Source organism: Campylobacter sp. CFSAN093241, from assembly GCF_012889595.1.
Taxonomy (GTDB): domain Bacteria; phylum Campylobacterota; class Campylobacteria; order Campylobacterales; family Campylobacteraceae; genus Campylobacter_D; species Campylobacter_D jejuni.
Genome location: NZ_CP040612.1, coordinates 910,385 through 926,281 on the forward strand (window position 1 = coordinate 910,385; position 15,897 = coordinate 926,281).

The 15,897-nt window shown below is 29.0% G+C and carries 14 protein-coding genes and 2 pseudogenes; 9 read left to right on the forward strand and 7 right to left on the reverse strand.

From position 1 onward, the window contains the following. Positions 1-2: 2 nt before the first annotated feature. The 6 genes from mnmE to rpmH are packed head-to-tail and all read right to left on the reverse strand — an operon-like array spanning position 3 to position 4,523. Entirely contained in the window at positions 3-1,331 is a 1,329-nt protein-coding gene (gene mnmE, locus FBE96_RS04700; RefSeq protein ID WP_002868328.1) for a tRNA uridine-5-carboxymethylaminomethyl(34) synthesis GTPase MnmE, read from the reverse strand. After that, on the reverse strand, positions 1,324-2,142 hold the full coding sequence (locus tag FBE96_RS04705; protein WP_002859220.1) for a Jag N-terminal domain-containing protein: 819 nt from the start codon (positions 2,140-2,142) through the stop codon (positions 1,324-1,326). The genes mnmE and FBE96_RS04705 overlap by 8 nt, the downstream gene beginning before the upstream one ends. Beyond that, on the reverse strand, positions 2,139-3,731 hold the full coding sequence (gene yidC / locus FBE96_RS04710; protein WP_002867428.1) for a membrane protein insertase YidC: 1,593 nt from the start codon (positions 3,729-3,731) through the stop codon (positions 2,139-2,141). The genes FBE96_RS04705 and yidC overlap by 4 nt, the downstream gene beginning before the upstream one ends. Beyond that, the gene (gene yidD, locus FBE96_RS04715; protein ID WP_002853395.1) at positions 3,728-4,069 is read right to left on the reverse strand and encodes a membrane protein insertion efficiency factor YidD; all 342 of its coding nucleotides are present in this window, start codon (positions 4,067-4,069) and stop codon (positions 3,728-3,730) included. Before yidD ends, yidC begins: the two co-directional genes overlap by 4 nt. Continuing rightward, complete coding sequence (gene rnpA, locus FBE96_RS04720) at positions 4,066-4,392, reverse strand: ribonuclease P protein component (protein WP_002860715.1); 327 nt, start codon at positions 4,390-4,392, stop codon at positions 4,066-4,068. The genes yidD and rnpA overlap by 4 nt, the downstream gene beginning before the upstream one ends. Continuing rightward, on the reverse strand, positions 4,389-4,523 hold the full coding sequence (gene rpmH, locus FBE96_RS04725) for a 50S ribosomal protein L34 (protein WP_002776864.1): 135 nt from the start codon (positions 4,521-4,523) through the stop codon (positions 4,389-4,391). Before rpmH ends, rnpA begins: the two co-directional genes overlap by 4 nt. Before the next feature lie 130 nt (positions 4,524-4,653). Between rpmH and FBE96_RS04730 the strand changes: the two genes are divergently transcribed. The 3 genes from FBE96_RS04730 to FBE96_RS04740 are packed head-to-tail and all read left to right on the forward strand — an operon-like array spanning position 4,654 to position 6,925. Continuing rightward, the gene (locus tag FBE96_RS04730) at positions 4,654-5,133 is read left to right on the forward strand and encodes a GNAT family N-acetyltransferase (RefSeq protein ID WP_002867426.1); all 480 of its coding nucleotides are present in this window, start codon (positions 4,654-4,656) and stop codon (positions 5,131-5,133) included. Then, positions 5,130-5,738 (forward strand): uracil-DNA glycosylase family protein, encoded by a 609-nt coding sequence (locus FBE96_RS04735; protein WP_002859215.1) that lies wholly within the window; start codon positions 5,130-5,132, stop codon positions 5,736-5,738. The genes FBE96_RS04730 and FBE96_RS04735 overlap by 4 nt, the downstream gene beginning before the upstream one ends. Then, positions 5,735-6,925, forward strand: a complete 1,191-nt coding sequence (locus tag FBE96_RS04740; protein WP_002900037.1) for a hypothetical protein — start codon at positions 5,735-5,737, stop codon at positions 6,923-6,925. The genes FBE96_RS04735 and FBE96_RS04740 overlap by 4 nt, the downstream gene beginning before the upstream one ends. On the opposite strand, the gene FBE96_RS04745 is transcribed toward FBE96_RS04740, so the two are convergent. Then, positions 6,917-7,291: a thioesterase family protein gene (locus FBE96_RS04745; RefSeq protein WP_002859213.1), complete on the reverse strand. Its 375-nt coding sequence runs from the start codon at positions 7,289-7,291 to the stop codon at positions 6,917-6,919. The genes FBE96_RS04740 and FBE96_RS04745 overlap by 9 nt on opposite strands. 142 nt (positions 7,292-7,433) lie before the next feature. Here FBE96_RS04745 and FBE96_RS04750 point away from each other — a divergent pair. From FBE96_RS04750 to cmoB, 6 genes and pseudogenes are all read left to right on the forward strand, one after another. Beyond that, positions 7,434-9,697: pseudogene (locus tag FBE96_RS04750) on the forward strand (hypothetical protein). A gap of 465 nt (positions 9,698-10,162) precedes the next feature. After that, positions 10,163-10,942, forward strand: coding sequence for a filamentous hemagglutinin N-terminal domain-containing protein (locus FBE96_RS08645; RefSeq protein ID WP_002874518.1), 780 nt, complete (start codon positions 10,163-10,165; stop codon positions 10,940-10,942). Between the two features lie 9 nt (positions 10,943-10,951). Next, positions 10,952-11,968 carry a hypothetical protein gene (locus tag FBE96_RS08650; protein WP_002871748.1) on the forward strand — a complete coding sequence of 339 codons (1,017 nt, stop codon included), beginning with the start codon at positions 10,952-10,954 and terminating at the stop codon, positions 11,966-11,968. 152 nt (positions 11,969-12,120) lie between these two features. After that, positions 12,121-12,813, forward strand: a complete 693-nt coding sequence (locus FBE96_RS08655) for a hypothetical protein (RefSeq protein WP_002871749.1) — start codon at positions 12,121-12,123, stop codon at positions 12,811-12,813. 306 nt (positions 12,814-13,119) lie between these two features. Then, positions 13,120-14,866: pseudogene (locus FBE96_RS04765) on the forward strand (ShlB/FhaC/HecB family hemolysin secretion/activation protein). A 95-nt stretch (positions 14,867-14,961) separates the two neighbouring features. Next, on the forward strand, positions 14,962-15,852 hold the full coding sequence (cmoB, locus tag FBE96_RS04770) for a tRNA 5-methoxyuridine(34)/uridine 5-oxyacetic acid(34) synthase CmoB (RefSeq protein ID WP_072223325.1): 891 nt from the start codon (positions 14,962-14,964) through the stop codon (positions 15,850-15,852). Positions 15,853-15,897: the final 45 nt, after the last annotated feature.

A 15,897-nucleotide genomic window follows, 5' to 3' on the forward strand; every position in this document is an offset into this window, starting at 1 on the left:
TTTCATTTTCCTAAACAAAAATTACCAAACATTTCGTCTAAAATTTCATCTCTTTGAAAATCTTTGGTAAATCTTGCAAGTTCATTAATCGCTAAATTAAGCTCAAAAGCAAAAAGTTCTAAAGAACTTTCCTCTAAAAGCCCTTTAGCTCTAAAAATCGCTTCACTTGAAATTTTACAAGCATTAATAAGATCTAAAGAACTTACCATAATACCTTCACTATCAAAAGAATTAAGATAATTTTGCAATTCTTCTTTTAACAAAGTGATGTCTTTTTGAGCACTAAGCTTGATAAAATTTTTATTTTGAGTATTTTTGAAAACATTTTCTAAATCACTTTTATTTAAAATCCAAAAGATTTTTTTATCAGTATTTGCTAGCAATTCAAAAATTTTCCCATCTTCTTTATCTTGCACTCTTGAAGCATCAAAGACTGCTAAAATAATATCTGCATCTTCTAAACTTTTTTTACTTAAAGCTACGCCGATTTGTTCTATAACATCTTTACTTTCCCTAATACCCGCTGTATCTATAATGCGTAATAAATGCGTTCCTAATTTAAAGCTCTCTTCTATAGTATCACGAGTGGTGCCTGCTATATCTGAAACAATAGCTCTTTCATAAGAAAGCAAGGCATTTAAAAGCGAAGATTTGCCTACATTTGGCTTACCTACAATAGCGATTTTAAAACCTTCTATGAGTCCTTTTTTGCTTTGAGAAAGCGTATAAATTTCTTTTAAAATTTTAGAATTTTCTTCACACATAGTAGAAATTTGTTCTAATAAATCAGAAGGTAAATCATCATCAGCATAATCAATACTAGTTTCTACAAAAGCTAAAGTTTTAACCAAATCTGTGCGAATTTTTTCTAAAAGTTCTCCTAAGTTTCCTTGCATGTTGCGTGCTATAATTTTAGCTGCAAGTGCAGATTTTGAAAGTATGAGATCTTGTATATTTAAAGCTTTTAAAGGAGTCATTTTGCCATTTAAACACGCTCTTTTGCTAAATTCCCCTGCTAAAGCAAGTCTTGCTCCTAAACTCACAAGTTCTTCGAGTAAAACTTCACTCACACTAAATCCTCCATGAGTTTGAAACTCTACTATATCTTCCCCTGTAAAACTATAAGGGGCTTTAAAATATATCATTATAGCTTCATCGATAATTTCATTATTTTGATTAAAAAGTTTTGTAAAAGTAGCATGGCGTGGGGTAAGTTTGGTTTTGTGGCTAAGCTTTAAGGCAAATTCTAAAGCCCTTTCACCGCTTAATCTTACAATAGAAATCGAACCCACACCATGAGCTGTGGCAATAGCCGCTATAGTATCACTCATCTTTTTTGAAAAAGTCGTTTATTACAACAAATCTTTGATCATTATTTTGCTTAATTCCTACATACTTATCTGGAAATTCAGCTCTTAACTGCTCTAAAGCGATTTTTATCAAAACCCCATCTAAAGGTTTGGTTTGTCCGCGTCCATGAATTTTAATTTTTTCAATCACGTTTTGTAAATAAAGCTGCATACCTTGAATTTGATTTTCTAAAAATTGAGCGATCTCAAGGCGCACTAAAAGATTATATTTTAAATTGATCCAATTATGTAAAAGATAAGAAATAGCCTTGTAACGATGTGCTTCTTTACCTATCATCAAAGCAGCATCTTCCCCATCCAATCGAATCAAAACGCAATCTTCATCATACATTCTAAGTTCACTAAGCTCTATTTTAAACTGGGAGCTTTCTAAAAGTTTTACAAGCTGAATGCGAATCTCATCTAAAATATCCTGAGTATTACGCACTCCTTTGCTTTCTCGATGAAAACTATCAAAAATTTCATCACTTTTTACTGTATATTTTTCTTTTTGGCTTTTATTTTTTTCATTTTTTGTTTCAATCTTGTTTTCTTGTTTTGGCTCATGTGTTTCTGGTTTGTGATTTTTTGAACTTGTAAATTCTTTTTTAGGATTTTTTTTCAAAATCCTTTTTTTTGCTTTAGCCTCTATAATTGCCTTTTTTCTTCCAAATCCAAAAAAACCTTTTCTTGGATGCTGAATAATCTCATATTCTAAGTCCATCACAGAACATTCTAAACTTCTTGAAGCTTCTGTTAAGGCACTTTGAAGATCAATGGCTTCGATTTTCATTTTTCATGCTCCGCTTGTTTTTTGTGATGTTCTTTAGCAAATATTTTATTGATAACCCATTGTTGAACCAAAGAACAAAGGTTATTTACAAACCAATAAAGCGTAAGTCCTGCTGGGAAAGTGATAAAGAAAAAAGTAAAAATCACTGGTAAAAATTTCATAATCTTAGCTTGCATAGGATCTTGTATAGTCATAGGTGTAATAAGTTGTTGTAAAAACATCGTTGCACCCATTAAAATAGGCAAAATGAAATAAGGATCCATTACCGATAAATCATGTATCCAAAACGCCCAAGGAGCTGCTTTTAGCTCAATAGCATTAAGCAAAACGCGATAAATAGCAAAGAAAATAGGAATTTGTAAAAGTATAGGCAAACAACCACTCATAGGATTTGCACCATGTTTTTTATAAAGCTCCATCATGTGCATATTCATTTTTTGTGGATCGCCTTTATAACGCTCTCTAATATCTTTCATTTTAGGAGCAAGATCTTTAAGTTTATTCATAGAAATCATAGACTTATAAGTTAGCGGGAATAAAATAATACGCACAATTAAAGTCATCACAACGATAGCCCAACCCCAATTTCCTATATACTGATGCAAGAAATTCAAAAACTCAAACATAGGCTTAGCAATAAAAGTAAACCAACCATATTCAACAACTGCTTCAAGGCGTGGATCTATACTTCTTAAAATCACATGTTCTTTAGAGCCTATATAGCCCCCTGCTTTAAATTCATTATCACTATAAGCAAAAACTATAGGGTTTTGATTAGCATCCTTGCTGATTGCCACATTTAAAGGTTTATCAAAATTATAAAAGAAAGTTGCATAGTATCTATCAAAAGCCGAAGTCATTACGACATTATTAGCACTTTCATCCTTTTCTACATCTCCATCTTTATAAGTTTCGATGGTTTCTTTATTATCCATTACCAAAGCACCATGAACTGTATAACTATCTACGGCAATATTTGGACGATATCCTGGACTTATAAAATAATTTGCATTCTTGCTGAGTTTAACTTCTATCTCATAATTTCCTTTTGGATAAAAAGTAATATCTTTTTCGATTTTCAATCCAGAAAGATTTTGAGTGAGTTTTAAAACTTGACTTCCATTTTCATCAACAAAAAGATTGCTAGCGTTAGCAACATAAGGAATTTTAAAAGCCTCTGAGTTAATACTTGGATCACTAAAACGCATTTCTAAAGGATAAGGACTATTTTCCTTGCTAACAAGATTTATAAATTCTCCTTTCTCATTTTGGTATTTTTTATCTTTTAAATAAAAAGCAGAAATTCTACCAAAAGAGTCAATTTGTGCTTCAAAATGCTTACTTTGAACCTTAGATATCACACTATCTTGTGAAACTAAAGCTGCACTTGGAGTATTTGTGGTGGTATTTTGTATATTAGGAGTGTTATTTATGCTTGTGTTTTGTTGATTTTGTTGTGTAATGTTTTGTTCTATTTTTAAAGGTTGTTTTGGAATGAAAAAATAATCGTAAACAACAAAAAATAAAAAAGAAATCACAACAGCTAAAAGTATACGCTTTTGCTGAAAAATATTATTTGAATTATTCACTGATTTGTCCTTTTAAAGATGATTTTTATAAGATAAAAACTTTTATTTTTATAAGGTATATATAAAAAACAAAGTTGTTTTTCTGCTAAAAATATAGGCTTAAAACATAAATTTATAGGATAAAAATTTTTAGAAACTCTAGGATAATCAAAACCCCCTTTAAAAAAAGGGTTGCATCTTAAAATTCTAAAAAAAGTAGAAAAAAAAGCTAGAAAAAAATTCTTTTTTTGAAACTGCCAAAGCGCATACTCAGAACAACTAGGATAATACCTACAAGCAGCGGGTTTTAAAGGGCTTAAGAATTTCTGATAAAAACGGAGTATTTTTAGGCATATCATTTGAAACATTCTAGTTTTTTCAATCCCCATTTTAGATTTTTTTCTAACCTAGAAAAAGAAAGTTCAGTGATTTCATTTTTAGCTACAAAAATATATTTGCCATCTTGAAGATATCTTTCAAACTTAGCAAACAAAGCCCTTAAAATTCGTTTTGAACGATTTCTAACCACTGCTTTTCCAACTTTTTTACTAGCAACAACTGCTATTTTTTTTTCATAACTATTCAGATAAAAAATAATCACACCTTCGCAATGCCATTTTTTACCTATTTTGTATACAGATGAAAATTCCTCGTTTGTGCTAAATTTATCAAAATTTTTCACACAGCAAGTCTTTTTCTACCTTTAGCGCGTCTTGCATTGATCACCTTGCGACCATTTTTAGTTTTCATACGAACACGAAAACCATGAGTACGTTTTCTTGGAGTGCCATGTGGCTGATAAGTTCTTTTCATTTGATTTTTCCTTAAAAAATTATAAAATAAACTTGTATTTTATCTTAATCTTACTTATAAATTGCTTTTGATTAAGAGTAATTTTTAAATTCTTTTGATAAATTTTGAAATTATTTTTAAAAGGTTAAAAATGTCAGAATTTAAAATTATTGATTTAAGACAAGAAGATTTAGATATTTTACAAGAAATGATCATAGAATTTGCAAAATACGAAGATATGTTAGATTTTCTTCAATGCACGAAAGAAAAACTGGAACATTCTTTACTAAAAAATAAATTTGCTCGTGCTTTTTTGTTAAAAGAAAATGAAAAAACTATAGGCTATATGATTTATTTTTATACTTTTTCGTCTTTTTGGGGCAGCGGTGGAATTTATCTTGAAGATATTTATATACGAGAAAATTTTCGTAAAAAAGGTTATGGAAAAGCTGTGTTTAAATTTTTAGGAGAAATTTGCAAAAAAGAAAATTTAAAAAGACTCGACTGGGTTTGCTTAAATGATAATATTTTAGGTATTAATTTTTATGAAAGTTTAAACGCTAAACATCTTAAACAATGGAGAAATTATCGTCTAAGTGGAGAAAATTTAGAAAAATTGTGTGATTTATGATAAGAAGTCTTTATTATTTAAAAGCTATGGGATTTAACTTTGTTGATACACATACAAACCACTTTGAACAAGTACAAAATTTTCAAGAATTAAAACAACTTGTTTCATCTTGTACCTTATGCCAATTTTCCAAAACAAGAAAATTTAGTCTTATGGAACCTAAGATAAAAAATGTCAAATTGCTAATTCTTGATGTTTTTGGGCAAAAGAGTGAAAATGAAAGCGGAATTTTACTTAATTCAAAAAAAGGTGAAAAATTAAAACACTATATTTATCAAATTTTAGGGCTTTGCGATGAAGATTTTTATTTTTCTTATTTATTTAAATGTTTTTGTAATGGAAAATTTGATGATTTTTCGCTACAATCTTGCTTACCATTTTTCTGGAACGAACTAAAACTGATTCAACCTGCTTTTTTGCTTTGTCTAGGAGAATACACATTTAAAAACTTGGGATTTAAAGATTATCACATTTTAAAAGGTGAAGTTTTTGCTTATAAAAATTTTTTCATAATGCCAAGTTATGATTTAGATTTTATAGAAAAAAATCCAAGTTATGAAAAAAATTTCATACAAGATTTAAAAAAAATTAAAGGATTTTTATGAAAAAAATATTTTTAATATTTTTCTTATCTTGCTTTTTGCTTAATGCAAAAGAGCAAAAATTAGTCGATGTAAAACCTGTTGAAAATTTTTATCCTAAATTAAGCGTTCAAGAATGCAACACAAATTGTCTTTTTGATCTTTTAGAATCAAGATTGTATCTCAGTTTTTTAAGTGAATTTGCAGACCAAAACGATCAATTTTTATCCAATGTTTATGCAAAATTATTAAATTCCATTACTGATTTTGAAAAAAATGTTCAAAAAATTACTTCTGTTAAACTTGCGATAATTATCCCAGAAAAAACCATAAAAAGCTACTCAAATACTATAATAAATTCAAGCATAGCCTATCTTTTAAGACAAAGAGCTGAAATCAAAGTAAAAGTTTTTTTAACCGGCACAGAAAATAGTGATAAAATTCGAGCCGCGCTTGATGCAGCACAAGCTCAAGGATATCAGTATGCCATAGCTGGATTTACCTTAAAAGGTGCTAATGAGTTGAAAAATTACTCAGGAAATATGAAAATTTTCATACCGACTATCCATAAAAACAACATACAAATTTCAAATCAAAATATTATTTTTGGAAGTATTGACTATGATGCTCAAATTGCCACACTTTTAAGCAAATCAAATGCTAATATCGCAATATTTAGCGATGGCTCTGCCTTATCAAGCAATCTAAATTCAAGAATTCTTGCTCAAAATAATAATGCTAGAATATATACCATAGAAGGCGAGAAGCTTGATTTCAGCAGGCTTTTAAGATCACAAGGTGGAGTTAATAATGCCTCAATATTTTTTAACACTCCATTGATCAAAACAGCTCTAGCAAGTTCTCAACTAAGAATTTATAACATTCATCCTTATGTGCTTTTATCCACTCAAATCAACTATAATCCAACATTTTTAAGCTTAACACAACAAGGAGATAGAGAAAATTTTATCATTGCTAATTCTATCAATAACCACGATGATAACTTAGTCTATCTTAATGAAATTTTTAATCAAAGTATAGATTATAACTGGATTGCTTATGCTACTAGCATAGGAGTTGATTACTTTTATACCGAATTCCTAAATAAAAAAAGCGAAAGTTTATTTGATGAGAAAATCAAAAATTCTCAAGTTGATTACAAAGTGCGTCTTATGCAAGGTAAGCAAGCAAGCTTTGAAGAATTAAAATAATTCTTCAAAGAGCTTTTTTAACTGCATATCCATTCTAGCTGGTTTTTCGTTTTTAATAAAAGCTAAAGTTAATTCCATTTTAAAAAACAAAATTTCATCTTTATAAATTTCTTGTAAAATTTCCACAGAAGCATTTTTGACTTCTAAAATTTTTGTTTTAATCTCTATCATATCTCCAAGTTTTGCAGGTTTTAAGAAATTGCAATTTGCTTTTGTAAGTAAAAAATGTCCCTTAGACGCATCAAAAATATCTACTTTTTTATTGAAAAAAATTTCACTTCTTACTCTCTCGCAAAATTTTAAATAATTACTATGATACACCACTCCACCCGCATCAGTATCTTCATAATACACACGCATTTTCATCGCTTTACCTTAAAAAATATTTCACATTTAAAAAACATTAGATTATACAACGGAAATTCTTTGATATCGCTTTTTAGTTTATATTAAAAAATTCCGTCCAATCTTAATTTAATAAAGCTTTTTAACTTCACTGGGAGGGGGTATAGAGAAATTTTGTTTTAAACTTTCCATTGTTACCTTCTTAAGCATCAACGCTTTTGCAGCCACTCAAGCAAATAAAATTTCAATATTCCAAAGCATTATTTTAATGATAACGAACTTTATGATAAAACCAATTCTACTTATAAAAAATTCCAAGGTATAAATTATTATGCTAAGAGTTCTAAACAATATATTAACAATATTTAACAATCATAAACTAAATATTACAAATATAAACGATTTAAATTTTAAACATTATTTACTTACTCCTGATATGAGAGAAGATGAAGTTCTTTCTTTTAAAGCAAGGCATGGTGTTAATACAGCCGATCGTAGTATAAAAAACAGTTAGAGTGCTTCCTTTTTTAATCACAGCAAAAACCGATCATGCTGATGCAAGTTATAACAAACTTATATTAGAACAAGGAGAACTTAGTTCGGTTTTTTATCTTAAACCTAAAGATACTCATATAAAAACCCTAGTAATTCCAAAAGCAATCAACGCATGAATTTCTTAATGAGTTCTACCTTTACTCATTATAGTAATGCAAGCTATAACCAAACCATACTTCAAAAAGATGCCCATATTAGTATGGGAGTTGAGAACACTTATGATTTAGCCTTAAATGGTTCTCCTTATTTAATCGGAGCTATAGCCACTTATAGAGATTCTACAAATAATAGTTTAAATATAAAAGCAGGTAGCAGTGTAGAGTTTTTTACTTCCTTGCCTAAAAAAGATAAAAATGGTAATAATACCTTTGATGAAAGAATCACTCACCTTGTAGGTGGTTTAGCTTATCAAGGTAATGTAAAAAACAATAAAATCTTTATCAAAGATGCTAATATGATTATCCATGATCCAAGCAAAGCTTATGCTAGTTTAGCTGCTGCTCATATTAGCGCAGGTTATATAGATAGCGAATCAGATAAAAACTTTCAAGCCAGTAAAAACCTTTTAGACATAGATAGTTTTAATCTTGATATGTATATGAACCATGATAAACAACCCTTAGCTTATAATTCTGTTTTATTTGCTGATTTTTTGGGTGGAAAAACCGAACAAGGACAAGCCTTAGATAATACTATCAATATTAAAAGATATTAAAAACCTAAAAAAATAAAAACAATGAGAACATTTTTGCTCAAGCTTTGTTTAACTTCTACGCAGGAGCTTATAATAATGGAGAAGTAAATTATAATACCTTAAACATAGAATTAAAACATCCTTTAGAAATCGCTAATAACTTCTTAGGTTATAACCAACATTCTTTTTATGGTGACTTTGCAACTAAAGGAGTTAATCATAATACCATTAACATTAAAAACGATCTTACCACAACCGATCTTTCTCAAAGCTATAAAGATGCTTTAAATATTATAGCTGCTAGAATCTTAGAAGGCAGTGCGGATTATAATAAAGTTTATATTAATAATTCTATGTCAACCTTACCTGTATACATTTATACAGCTAAGAAAAACCTTCTTAATAATCAAGACTTTTATCCTAGTAGTGCTAATAACAATAAAGTATCGATTAAAGATTTTGCTTCTTTTAGAAATCTAACTGTATTAACAGAAGCCAAAGAAGCTTCTTATAATACTATAAATTATAACAATGTTCAAAGCATTACTGATGCAAGTAATACAGATAAAGGTTCTAAAATCATCATAAGAGCTTTAGATAAAGCTAATCATAATATCATAGATATAAAAAACTATTCTTCTAATGCAGCTGATAATGCTTATTTGATTATGGCTTATAATGAAGCTGCTTATAATAAAATCATTATCAATGATACTTTATTTGGTGTAGCTTCAGATAAAAGAGAAGGGATTTTAAGTATTATAGCTGGACTTTCAAACAATGGCCATGATAATACCTTAATCATAAACAATCTCAATCTTGATGAGTATAAAAATAACAATTCTATTTTTATAGCTCCTTCAGCCATTACAGGTTTAAGTGAAGCTAAATCTTATAATAATACCTTATATATAGGTGGGAATTTAAATATATTTAAAAACACTTTCATAGATATATTAGCAGGAGCCTTAGTACATTATGAAGATAATTATAGTGCTTCTAATGCTCTAGCTCCTTCAGATATCAGTTTAAGTAAAAACAATAGACTGATTTTAAATACTAAAGTTGAAGCTAGAATTATTAGTAACTTTGAGCATTATTATCTTATTGTATCCAATAAAATCAACACAACTCCCCTTTTGAAGTCATACGATGCTCCTATTAATATTTCTAGCTAGGGAGTATTGGCTCTTTATACCCTCAAAGAGTAATACCCCTACCTTAAAAATAAAGAAATCTTAATCTTACAAAGTGAGCAAGGTTTTATAGATGAAAACTCTAATATTTTAAATCAAGAAGAACTTCAAAGCTTTATTGAAAAAATGCAAAAAACAAAGAAGATTTTAAACTAAGTTCTATAGTATAGATTAGAAAATATGAACCTACAAAAGCTTTCTTATGAAGCAAGAATATCTCAAGATGGCAAAAGCATTTACGCAAAGATAAAGTAAATAAGGATGGACAATAAAAACAATAACAAATCAAAGTTATCAACAATTAATAATCCTAGAGAAATCTAGGATTAAGAACTTATTTTTGTTTTTAAAAAGAAAAAATAAAACAAACAGATAAAAAAAGAAAAAAGAAAAAAGAAAAACAAAGACAAGTTCTTAGAACTAAACCAAACCAAGAAAGGATAAACCATGAAAAACAATAAAATCGTTTTATCAATTGTTGTAAGTTCTTTACTTTTCTCCCAAAGCTATGCTTTACCAAGTGGGGGTAAGTTCACTCATGGAACAAGTGGAACTATAAATGTAAATGGTAATACCATGAATATTACAGGTAATAAAGTAAATTCTGTTATCCAATGGGGTGGTGGTTTTAATATAGCTAAGAGTGAAACTGTAAATTTTGGACAAGGAAAAACTAACCAAAACTACCTAAACATTGCTTATGGAACCAAAAGTTCTACAATAGATGGTTTACTTAATGCTACAGGTAATAATGTTTATCTTATTAATCCTAATGGTGTGGTTATAGGCAAAAGTGGAACTATCAATGCAAATAAATTTGGAGTGTCTACTTCAAGTATAGATAGCAAAGCGATGCAAGAATTTGCAGATAGAAGTACCTTTGAAAGTCCTGTGTTCTCTCCTAAATTTACAGCCAATAAAGGCAATGTGATTAATATGGGAAATATCAAGGCTAATGATGTTTTAATTATTGGGAATGAGGTGGGCAATGTAGGTGCAGATGGAGTGGGAAATTTCAATCTCCAAGATAATGGTAAAGTCCAATTTGTAGGAGATAAGGTTAAGGTCAATGTAGGAAGCATTAAAAATGCAAATAGTATTATCGTATCAGCTCAAACTGCAGCTACTTTAGGACAATCAACTACAGATGTTTATAAAAACAATACGAACAATCTTGATAGCAGAGTTCAAGCTCAAAACTACAATGGTTTAACGAACTATTTATAAACAATTCAAATGACTAAAAAAACCACTATAGCCAATGTAGAAGACTGGGCTTATTTCGCAAAGGGGATAAATGAAGGTAAAACAGGTATGAAATCTGTGGATACCTTTGATCTGATTTCTGATATTGACTTTGGGGCAAATTGTAACTCAGAAGGAGTTTGCACAGGACAAAATTATGCAAATTTCAATGTAGCAGGAAATAGTGAGCTTCAAGGTGTGAATATGATAGTAGGGAAAGATGATAGTCATGTTTTTTATGCAAATTTTAATGGCAATGGTCATACTTTAAGTAATATTAATATAGATACGACAGTAAGAAATGATATAAATAATGCAGGGTTGTTTGGTTATATAGGTGACGATAATAGCAATAATAGTGCAATAAAAGATTTAACTGTAGATTATAAGGGTGGCGGTATAAAATCAAATGGTTATAATGCAGGTGGATTTACTGGGAATACCTATGGTACTTTTACAAATATTAGTTTGAATAATATAGGTAATATTGACGGTGGTGATTATATAGGTGGATTTGCTAGAGAAGTTGGAGATGATGATAAATTTATAAATATTAGCTTAAATAATATAGGAAATATGAGTGGTAATAGTAAATTGGGAACCTATGCAGGGGGATTTATAGGATATCTTAGAAATATCTCAGGTTATACAACTTTCTCCAATATCTATATATTTTTAAATAAAAATACAGAAATTATTTCAGATGGTTCAGATGGTAGTGTTGGATTGTTTGTTACTCTTAATGCAAATAAATTAAATAAACCCGATAACATCCATATATACAAATATAATACTGATTTTACAGATTCTAATAAATATGTTGATAATGGTTTTTGGAATCTAGTTTCTGGCTTTGATGATGCAGGTCAAGATGGTAAAATTAATATTCACAGTTATATCGAACAAGCTAGTGCAAATGAAAACTTTAAAAATGTAGTTTTAGACAAATTAAAATATATAAAAAAGATAAAAATGGAAATCTTATCTTTACTACAGATTTTACAGTAGAAGTTCCTGATATCAACCCAAATGCTAACTAAGAACTGGTTACCAGTGAAACTAACAATAAAATCTCTCAAGATGATATTGATAAAGATGTCATTAATAGTATTTTAGCAGATGCTAATGTAGATTCTTGGATTAATGTCAATGACAATCCTATGAATGTGCATATAGATAGCAATGATATCAATACCCTAAATCAAAGCTTTGATTTCATGGAAGCTTTAGGAAGTGATTTTACAAATACTTATCTTCAAAATAAAGGTGTAACAGAAATTAAAAATATCCTTCAAGCAAAAACAAACATACAAGCACTCATAAGAAATGTAAACAATCTTGTAAATAACTACAATGACTTTCAAAACACCAAAGAAGATCTTGATAAAGCCATTGATGCTTACAATGCTTACGTAGCTTTAATCAATCAAGGTGCAGCAAGTTCTAAAGATGCAGAATTTATTTCACTTAAAAACAAAGTAAATGATCTTTATGCTAAAGCACAAGGATATCTTGATACTTATAAATTTGATGATACTTTAAAATCTTATAAAACACAAGCCTTATCTCAAAGTAATAATCATTTTAGCATCAAAGGAGAATTTGATACTAAACTAGCTTCTTTAGATTCTGTTTTAGATAAGCCAAATAGTGAAGGTGGAGATACAAGCAATCCTGAAGCAAATGCTCCACTTCCTTTCTCTGAAGCTTTACTTACTCAAATGGATAAAAGTGTTTTAAAACAAGATGAAGATGATAAAGAACCTACAGTAGATGAAGCCAGCACTCAATTAAGTGGTAATACTTGTATAGTATCAGATAATTTTAAAGCAGGAAATCCTTGCTCAAGATGATAAAATCCAAAAGGTTAAAAGCCTTTTGGATCTTGTTAAAAATTAATAAAACAAAATTTAAAGATTAAAAATCAAAAAAGATTGATAATCAATCAAGCAAATACAAAAAATAAAAAGATAAAAAGAAAGAAAAAATAAAAACAGAAAAAGCAAAAAATAAAAAAGATTAAAAACCAAATCTAAAAACAAGCTCTTATGAAATCATTAAAAAGGAAAAACACAAATGAAACGCATTATCTTACTATCTAGTTTAGCTATCTTAAGCCTTTATGCTAGTGATACTAAAGATAATAAAAAACCATACAAATGTTAGAACAATCTCCTTATAAAGAAGATGCTAACTTAAAAAACTACAACAAACACTTTAAAAGTAAAAGATGGAGTGATTATCATAGATCATTCTAATACTAGTGATGATAATAATTCAAAAACCATCAACACAAAGAAAAACACTCAAAAAGATAATAACAACACTCAAAAAAATCAACCTAACTTGTCTAATGATAATACTTTAAAAACTAAAACCCCAAATTCAAACACTCCTTCTTTAAAAAATACTTCTAAAGAAGAATCAATTCATAAAGTTAGCTTTAGCTTTCATATTACCAATAAAAACATAAACTTTAAAGATCTAGGTTTAGATGAGCAAGTTTTACAAGAAGCCTTAAACGATTACAAAAAAGAAAGTATTTCAGTTCAAGACTTACAAGATATAGCCAATATCATTTCTTATTATGTTCAAGTTAGTGGTTATCCTGCTGCTACAGCTTATATCCCACAACAAGAACTAAAAGATCAAATTCAAATCAATATCACCTTAGGTGTTTTAGGTAAATATGTGGTTCAAAACAATTCTAGTGTAAGAGATTATGCTATAGAAGGTAAATTACCTAATCACAAAGGTGAAATCATCACTACTAAATTAGTAGAAGATGCAGTTTATAAAGTCAATGAAATGTATGGCATACAAACCCTTGCTTCTTTAAAAGCAGGAGATAATCCAGGTGAAACAGATGTAGTGATAGAAACTACCCCTAGTGATAGCTTTGTTTCTGTATTGTTTTATGGGGATAATTACGGTATAAAAGAATCAGGCAGATATAGGGGTGGTGCCAGTATGAGTTTTAATAACATAGCTCATCAAGGAGATAGTCTTAATGCTTATTTGCAAAGAAGCGATGAAGCACAAACTAACTATGGTATAAGCTATACTACTTTCTTAGGGAATTTAAAAATCACTCCAAGTTATTCTAAAAGAAACTATGCTTTAGGAGGAGCTTATAAAAATGCAAACTTTATAGGAACTTCTGAAAATCTAGGTATAGATTTAAAATATCCTTTGTGGATTACGACTTATAATTCTTTTTATTTAACTTCAAGTTATTATCATAAAAAGCTTAGTAATTCAAGATTAAATATCATGACTATAGATAAAAGCTCTGATACGATAAGCTTTGGTATAGAAGGAGTTTATAATGGCATTAGTAATGATAGTTTTTCTTATAGTGCTAATGTAAGCTATGGTAATGTTAAAGATAGGGGAACTACTATATTAGGAATGAGTTCTAAAACAGATGGAGATGGCTTTGGAAAATTTGCTAAACTCAATGTCAATCTTAACAATGCTTATTTCTTTAATTATACTTTTACTCATCTTTTTAGTTTAAATTATCAACAAGTTGTCAATGGAGCTACATTAGATAGTAGTGAAACTATATCTTTAGGAGATCCTTATGGAGTAAGGGCTTATAATAATGGAGATGGAAAAGGAGATAATGCTGTAGTGGCTAGCTTTGGACTTAGAATGGCTACTCCTTTAAAAGATTTTTATATCACTCCTTTTTATGATATAGGTTATTCTTGGTATGAGAATGATTCTAAACTATATAGAGCAAGTGAAACAAACTATATGGATGCTTATGGTTTACAACTGCTTTATAATAAAACAGGGAATTTTTATGTCAAGCTTGATTTAGCTAGAGCTTTAAAGAAATATAAACTAGATGATGATTATAGTTCTAAAGCTTATGTAAGCTTTGGGAAGTATTTTTGAGTTTTTAAAAATTTATTTTTGATCAAATACTTAATGCATATGAGATTTATATTGCCATAAAAGCTTTTAATGTTATAATTTAGCATTAAAAGCAAATGTCAAGGATAAAAATGCAAGAAAATTTACTTGAAAAACAATTTCTAAATCACCCTTTATACGCTAAAATTCAAGAACTTAAAGCTCTCAATCTTGCTTGTAATTTTTCTTTAGGCGATAGCGTGAATTTATCTACAAATTCTCAAGCCAAAGATGAAATCTTAGCTATAGCAAAAGAACTTAAACCATGGAGAAAAGGTCCTTTTAAAATAGACGATCTTTTCATCGATACAGAATGGCAAAGTTTTATTAAATTCAACATTCTAAAGCCTTTCATGAACGAAATTTCTCAAAAATGCGTTGCTGATATAGGCTGTAATAATGGTTATTATATGTTTAAAATGCTTGAATTTAATCCTGCAAAACTCATAGGTTTTGATCCTTCTATCAAATACCGTTTGCAATTTGAACTCATTAACGCTTTAGCTAAAACTCCTATAAAATACGAACTTTTAGGCGTAGAAGATCTTCCAAGCTATGGCTTGAAATTTGATGTGATTTTCTGTCTTGGGGTGATTTATCATAGAAGTGATCCTATAAAAATGCTAAAAGATTTAAAAGCAGGACTTAATAAAAATGGAGTTGTTTTTTTAGATACCATGTATATAGAAGATGAGAGAGAAATCGCTCTTGTGCCTAATAAAACTTATTCTAAAATTCCAAATATTTATTTTGTACCAAGCATTAGTGCATTAAAAAACTGGTGTGAAAGAGCAGGATTTAAAGAATTTGAAGTTTTGGCTACAAAAAAAACCGATGAAAACGAACAAAGAAAAACAGAATGGATAGACTCTTTTTCGCTGGAAAATTTCTTAGATCCAAAGGATAAAAATCTTACCATTGAAGGCTATGAAGCACCCAAAAGAATTTATATACGCATTAAAATATAAATTCTTTTTATTTTTTGCCGATATTGAATTTTAGATATTTTGAAG

Coding starts and splice junctions, on each gene's coding strand:
- yidD (WP_002853395.1), bottom strand. CDS start 4,069: ATGATATGCCTAAAAATACTCCGTTTTTATCAGAAATTCTTAAGCCCT.
- mnmE (WP_002868328.1), bottom strand. CDS start 1,331: ATGAGTGATACTATAGCGGCTATTGCCACAGCTCATGGTGTGGGTTCG.
- FBE96_RS04705 (WP_002859220.1), bottom strand. CDS start 2,142: ATGAAAATCGAAGCCATTGATCTTCAAAGTGCCTTAACAGAAGCTTCA.
- FBE96_RS04735 (WP_002859215.1), top strand. CDS start 5,130: ATGATAAGAAGTCTTTATTATTTAAAAGCTATGGGATTTAACTTTGTT.
- FBE96_RS04740 (WP_002900037.1), top strand. CDS start 5,735: ATGAAAAAAATATTTTTAATATTTTTCTTATCTTGCTTTTTGCTTAAT.
- FBE96_RS08645 (WP_002874518.1), top strand. CDS start 10,163: ATGAAAAACAATAAAATCGTTTTATCAATTGTTGTAAGTTCTTTACTT.
- FBE96_RS08650 (WP_002871748.1), top strand. CDS start 10,952: ATGACTAAAAAAACCACTATAGCCAATGTAGAAGACTGGGCTTATTTC.
- rpmH (WP_002776864.1), bottom strand. CDS start 4,523: ATGAAAAGAACTTATCAGCCACATGGCACTCCAAGAAAACGTACTCAT.
- cmoB (WP_072223325.1), top strand. CDS start 14,962: ATGTCAAGGATAAAAATGCAAGAAAATTTACTTGAAAAACAATTTCTA.
- FBE96_RS08655 (WP_002871749.1), top strand. CDS start 12,121: ATGAATGTGCATATAGATAGCAATGATATCAATACCCTAAATCAAAGC.
- FBE96_RS04745 (WP_002859213.1), bottom strand. CDS start 7,291: ATGAAAATGCGTGTGTATTATGAAGATACTGATGCGGGTGGAGTGGTG.
- FBE96_RS04730 (WP_002867426.1), top strand. CDS start 4,654: ATGTCAGAATTTAAAATTATTGATTTAAGACAAGAAGATTTAGATATT.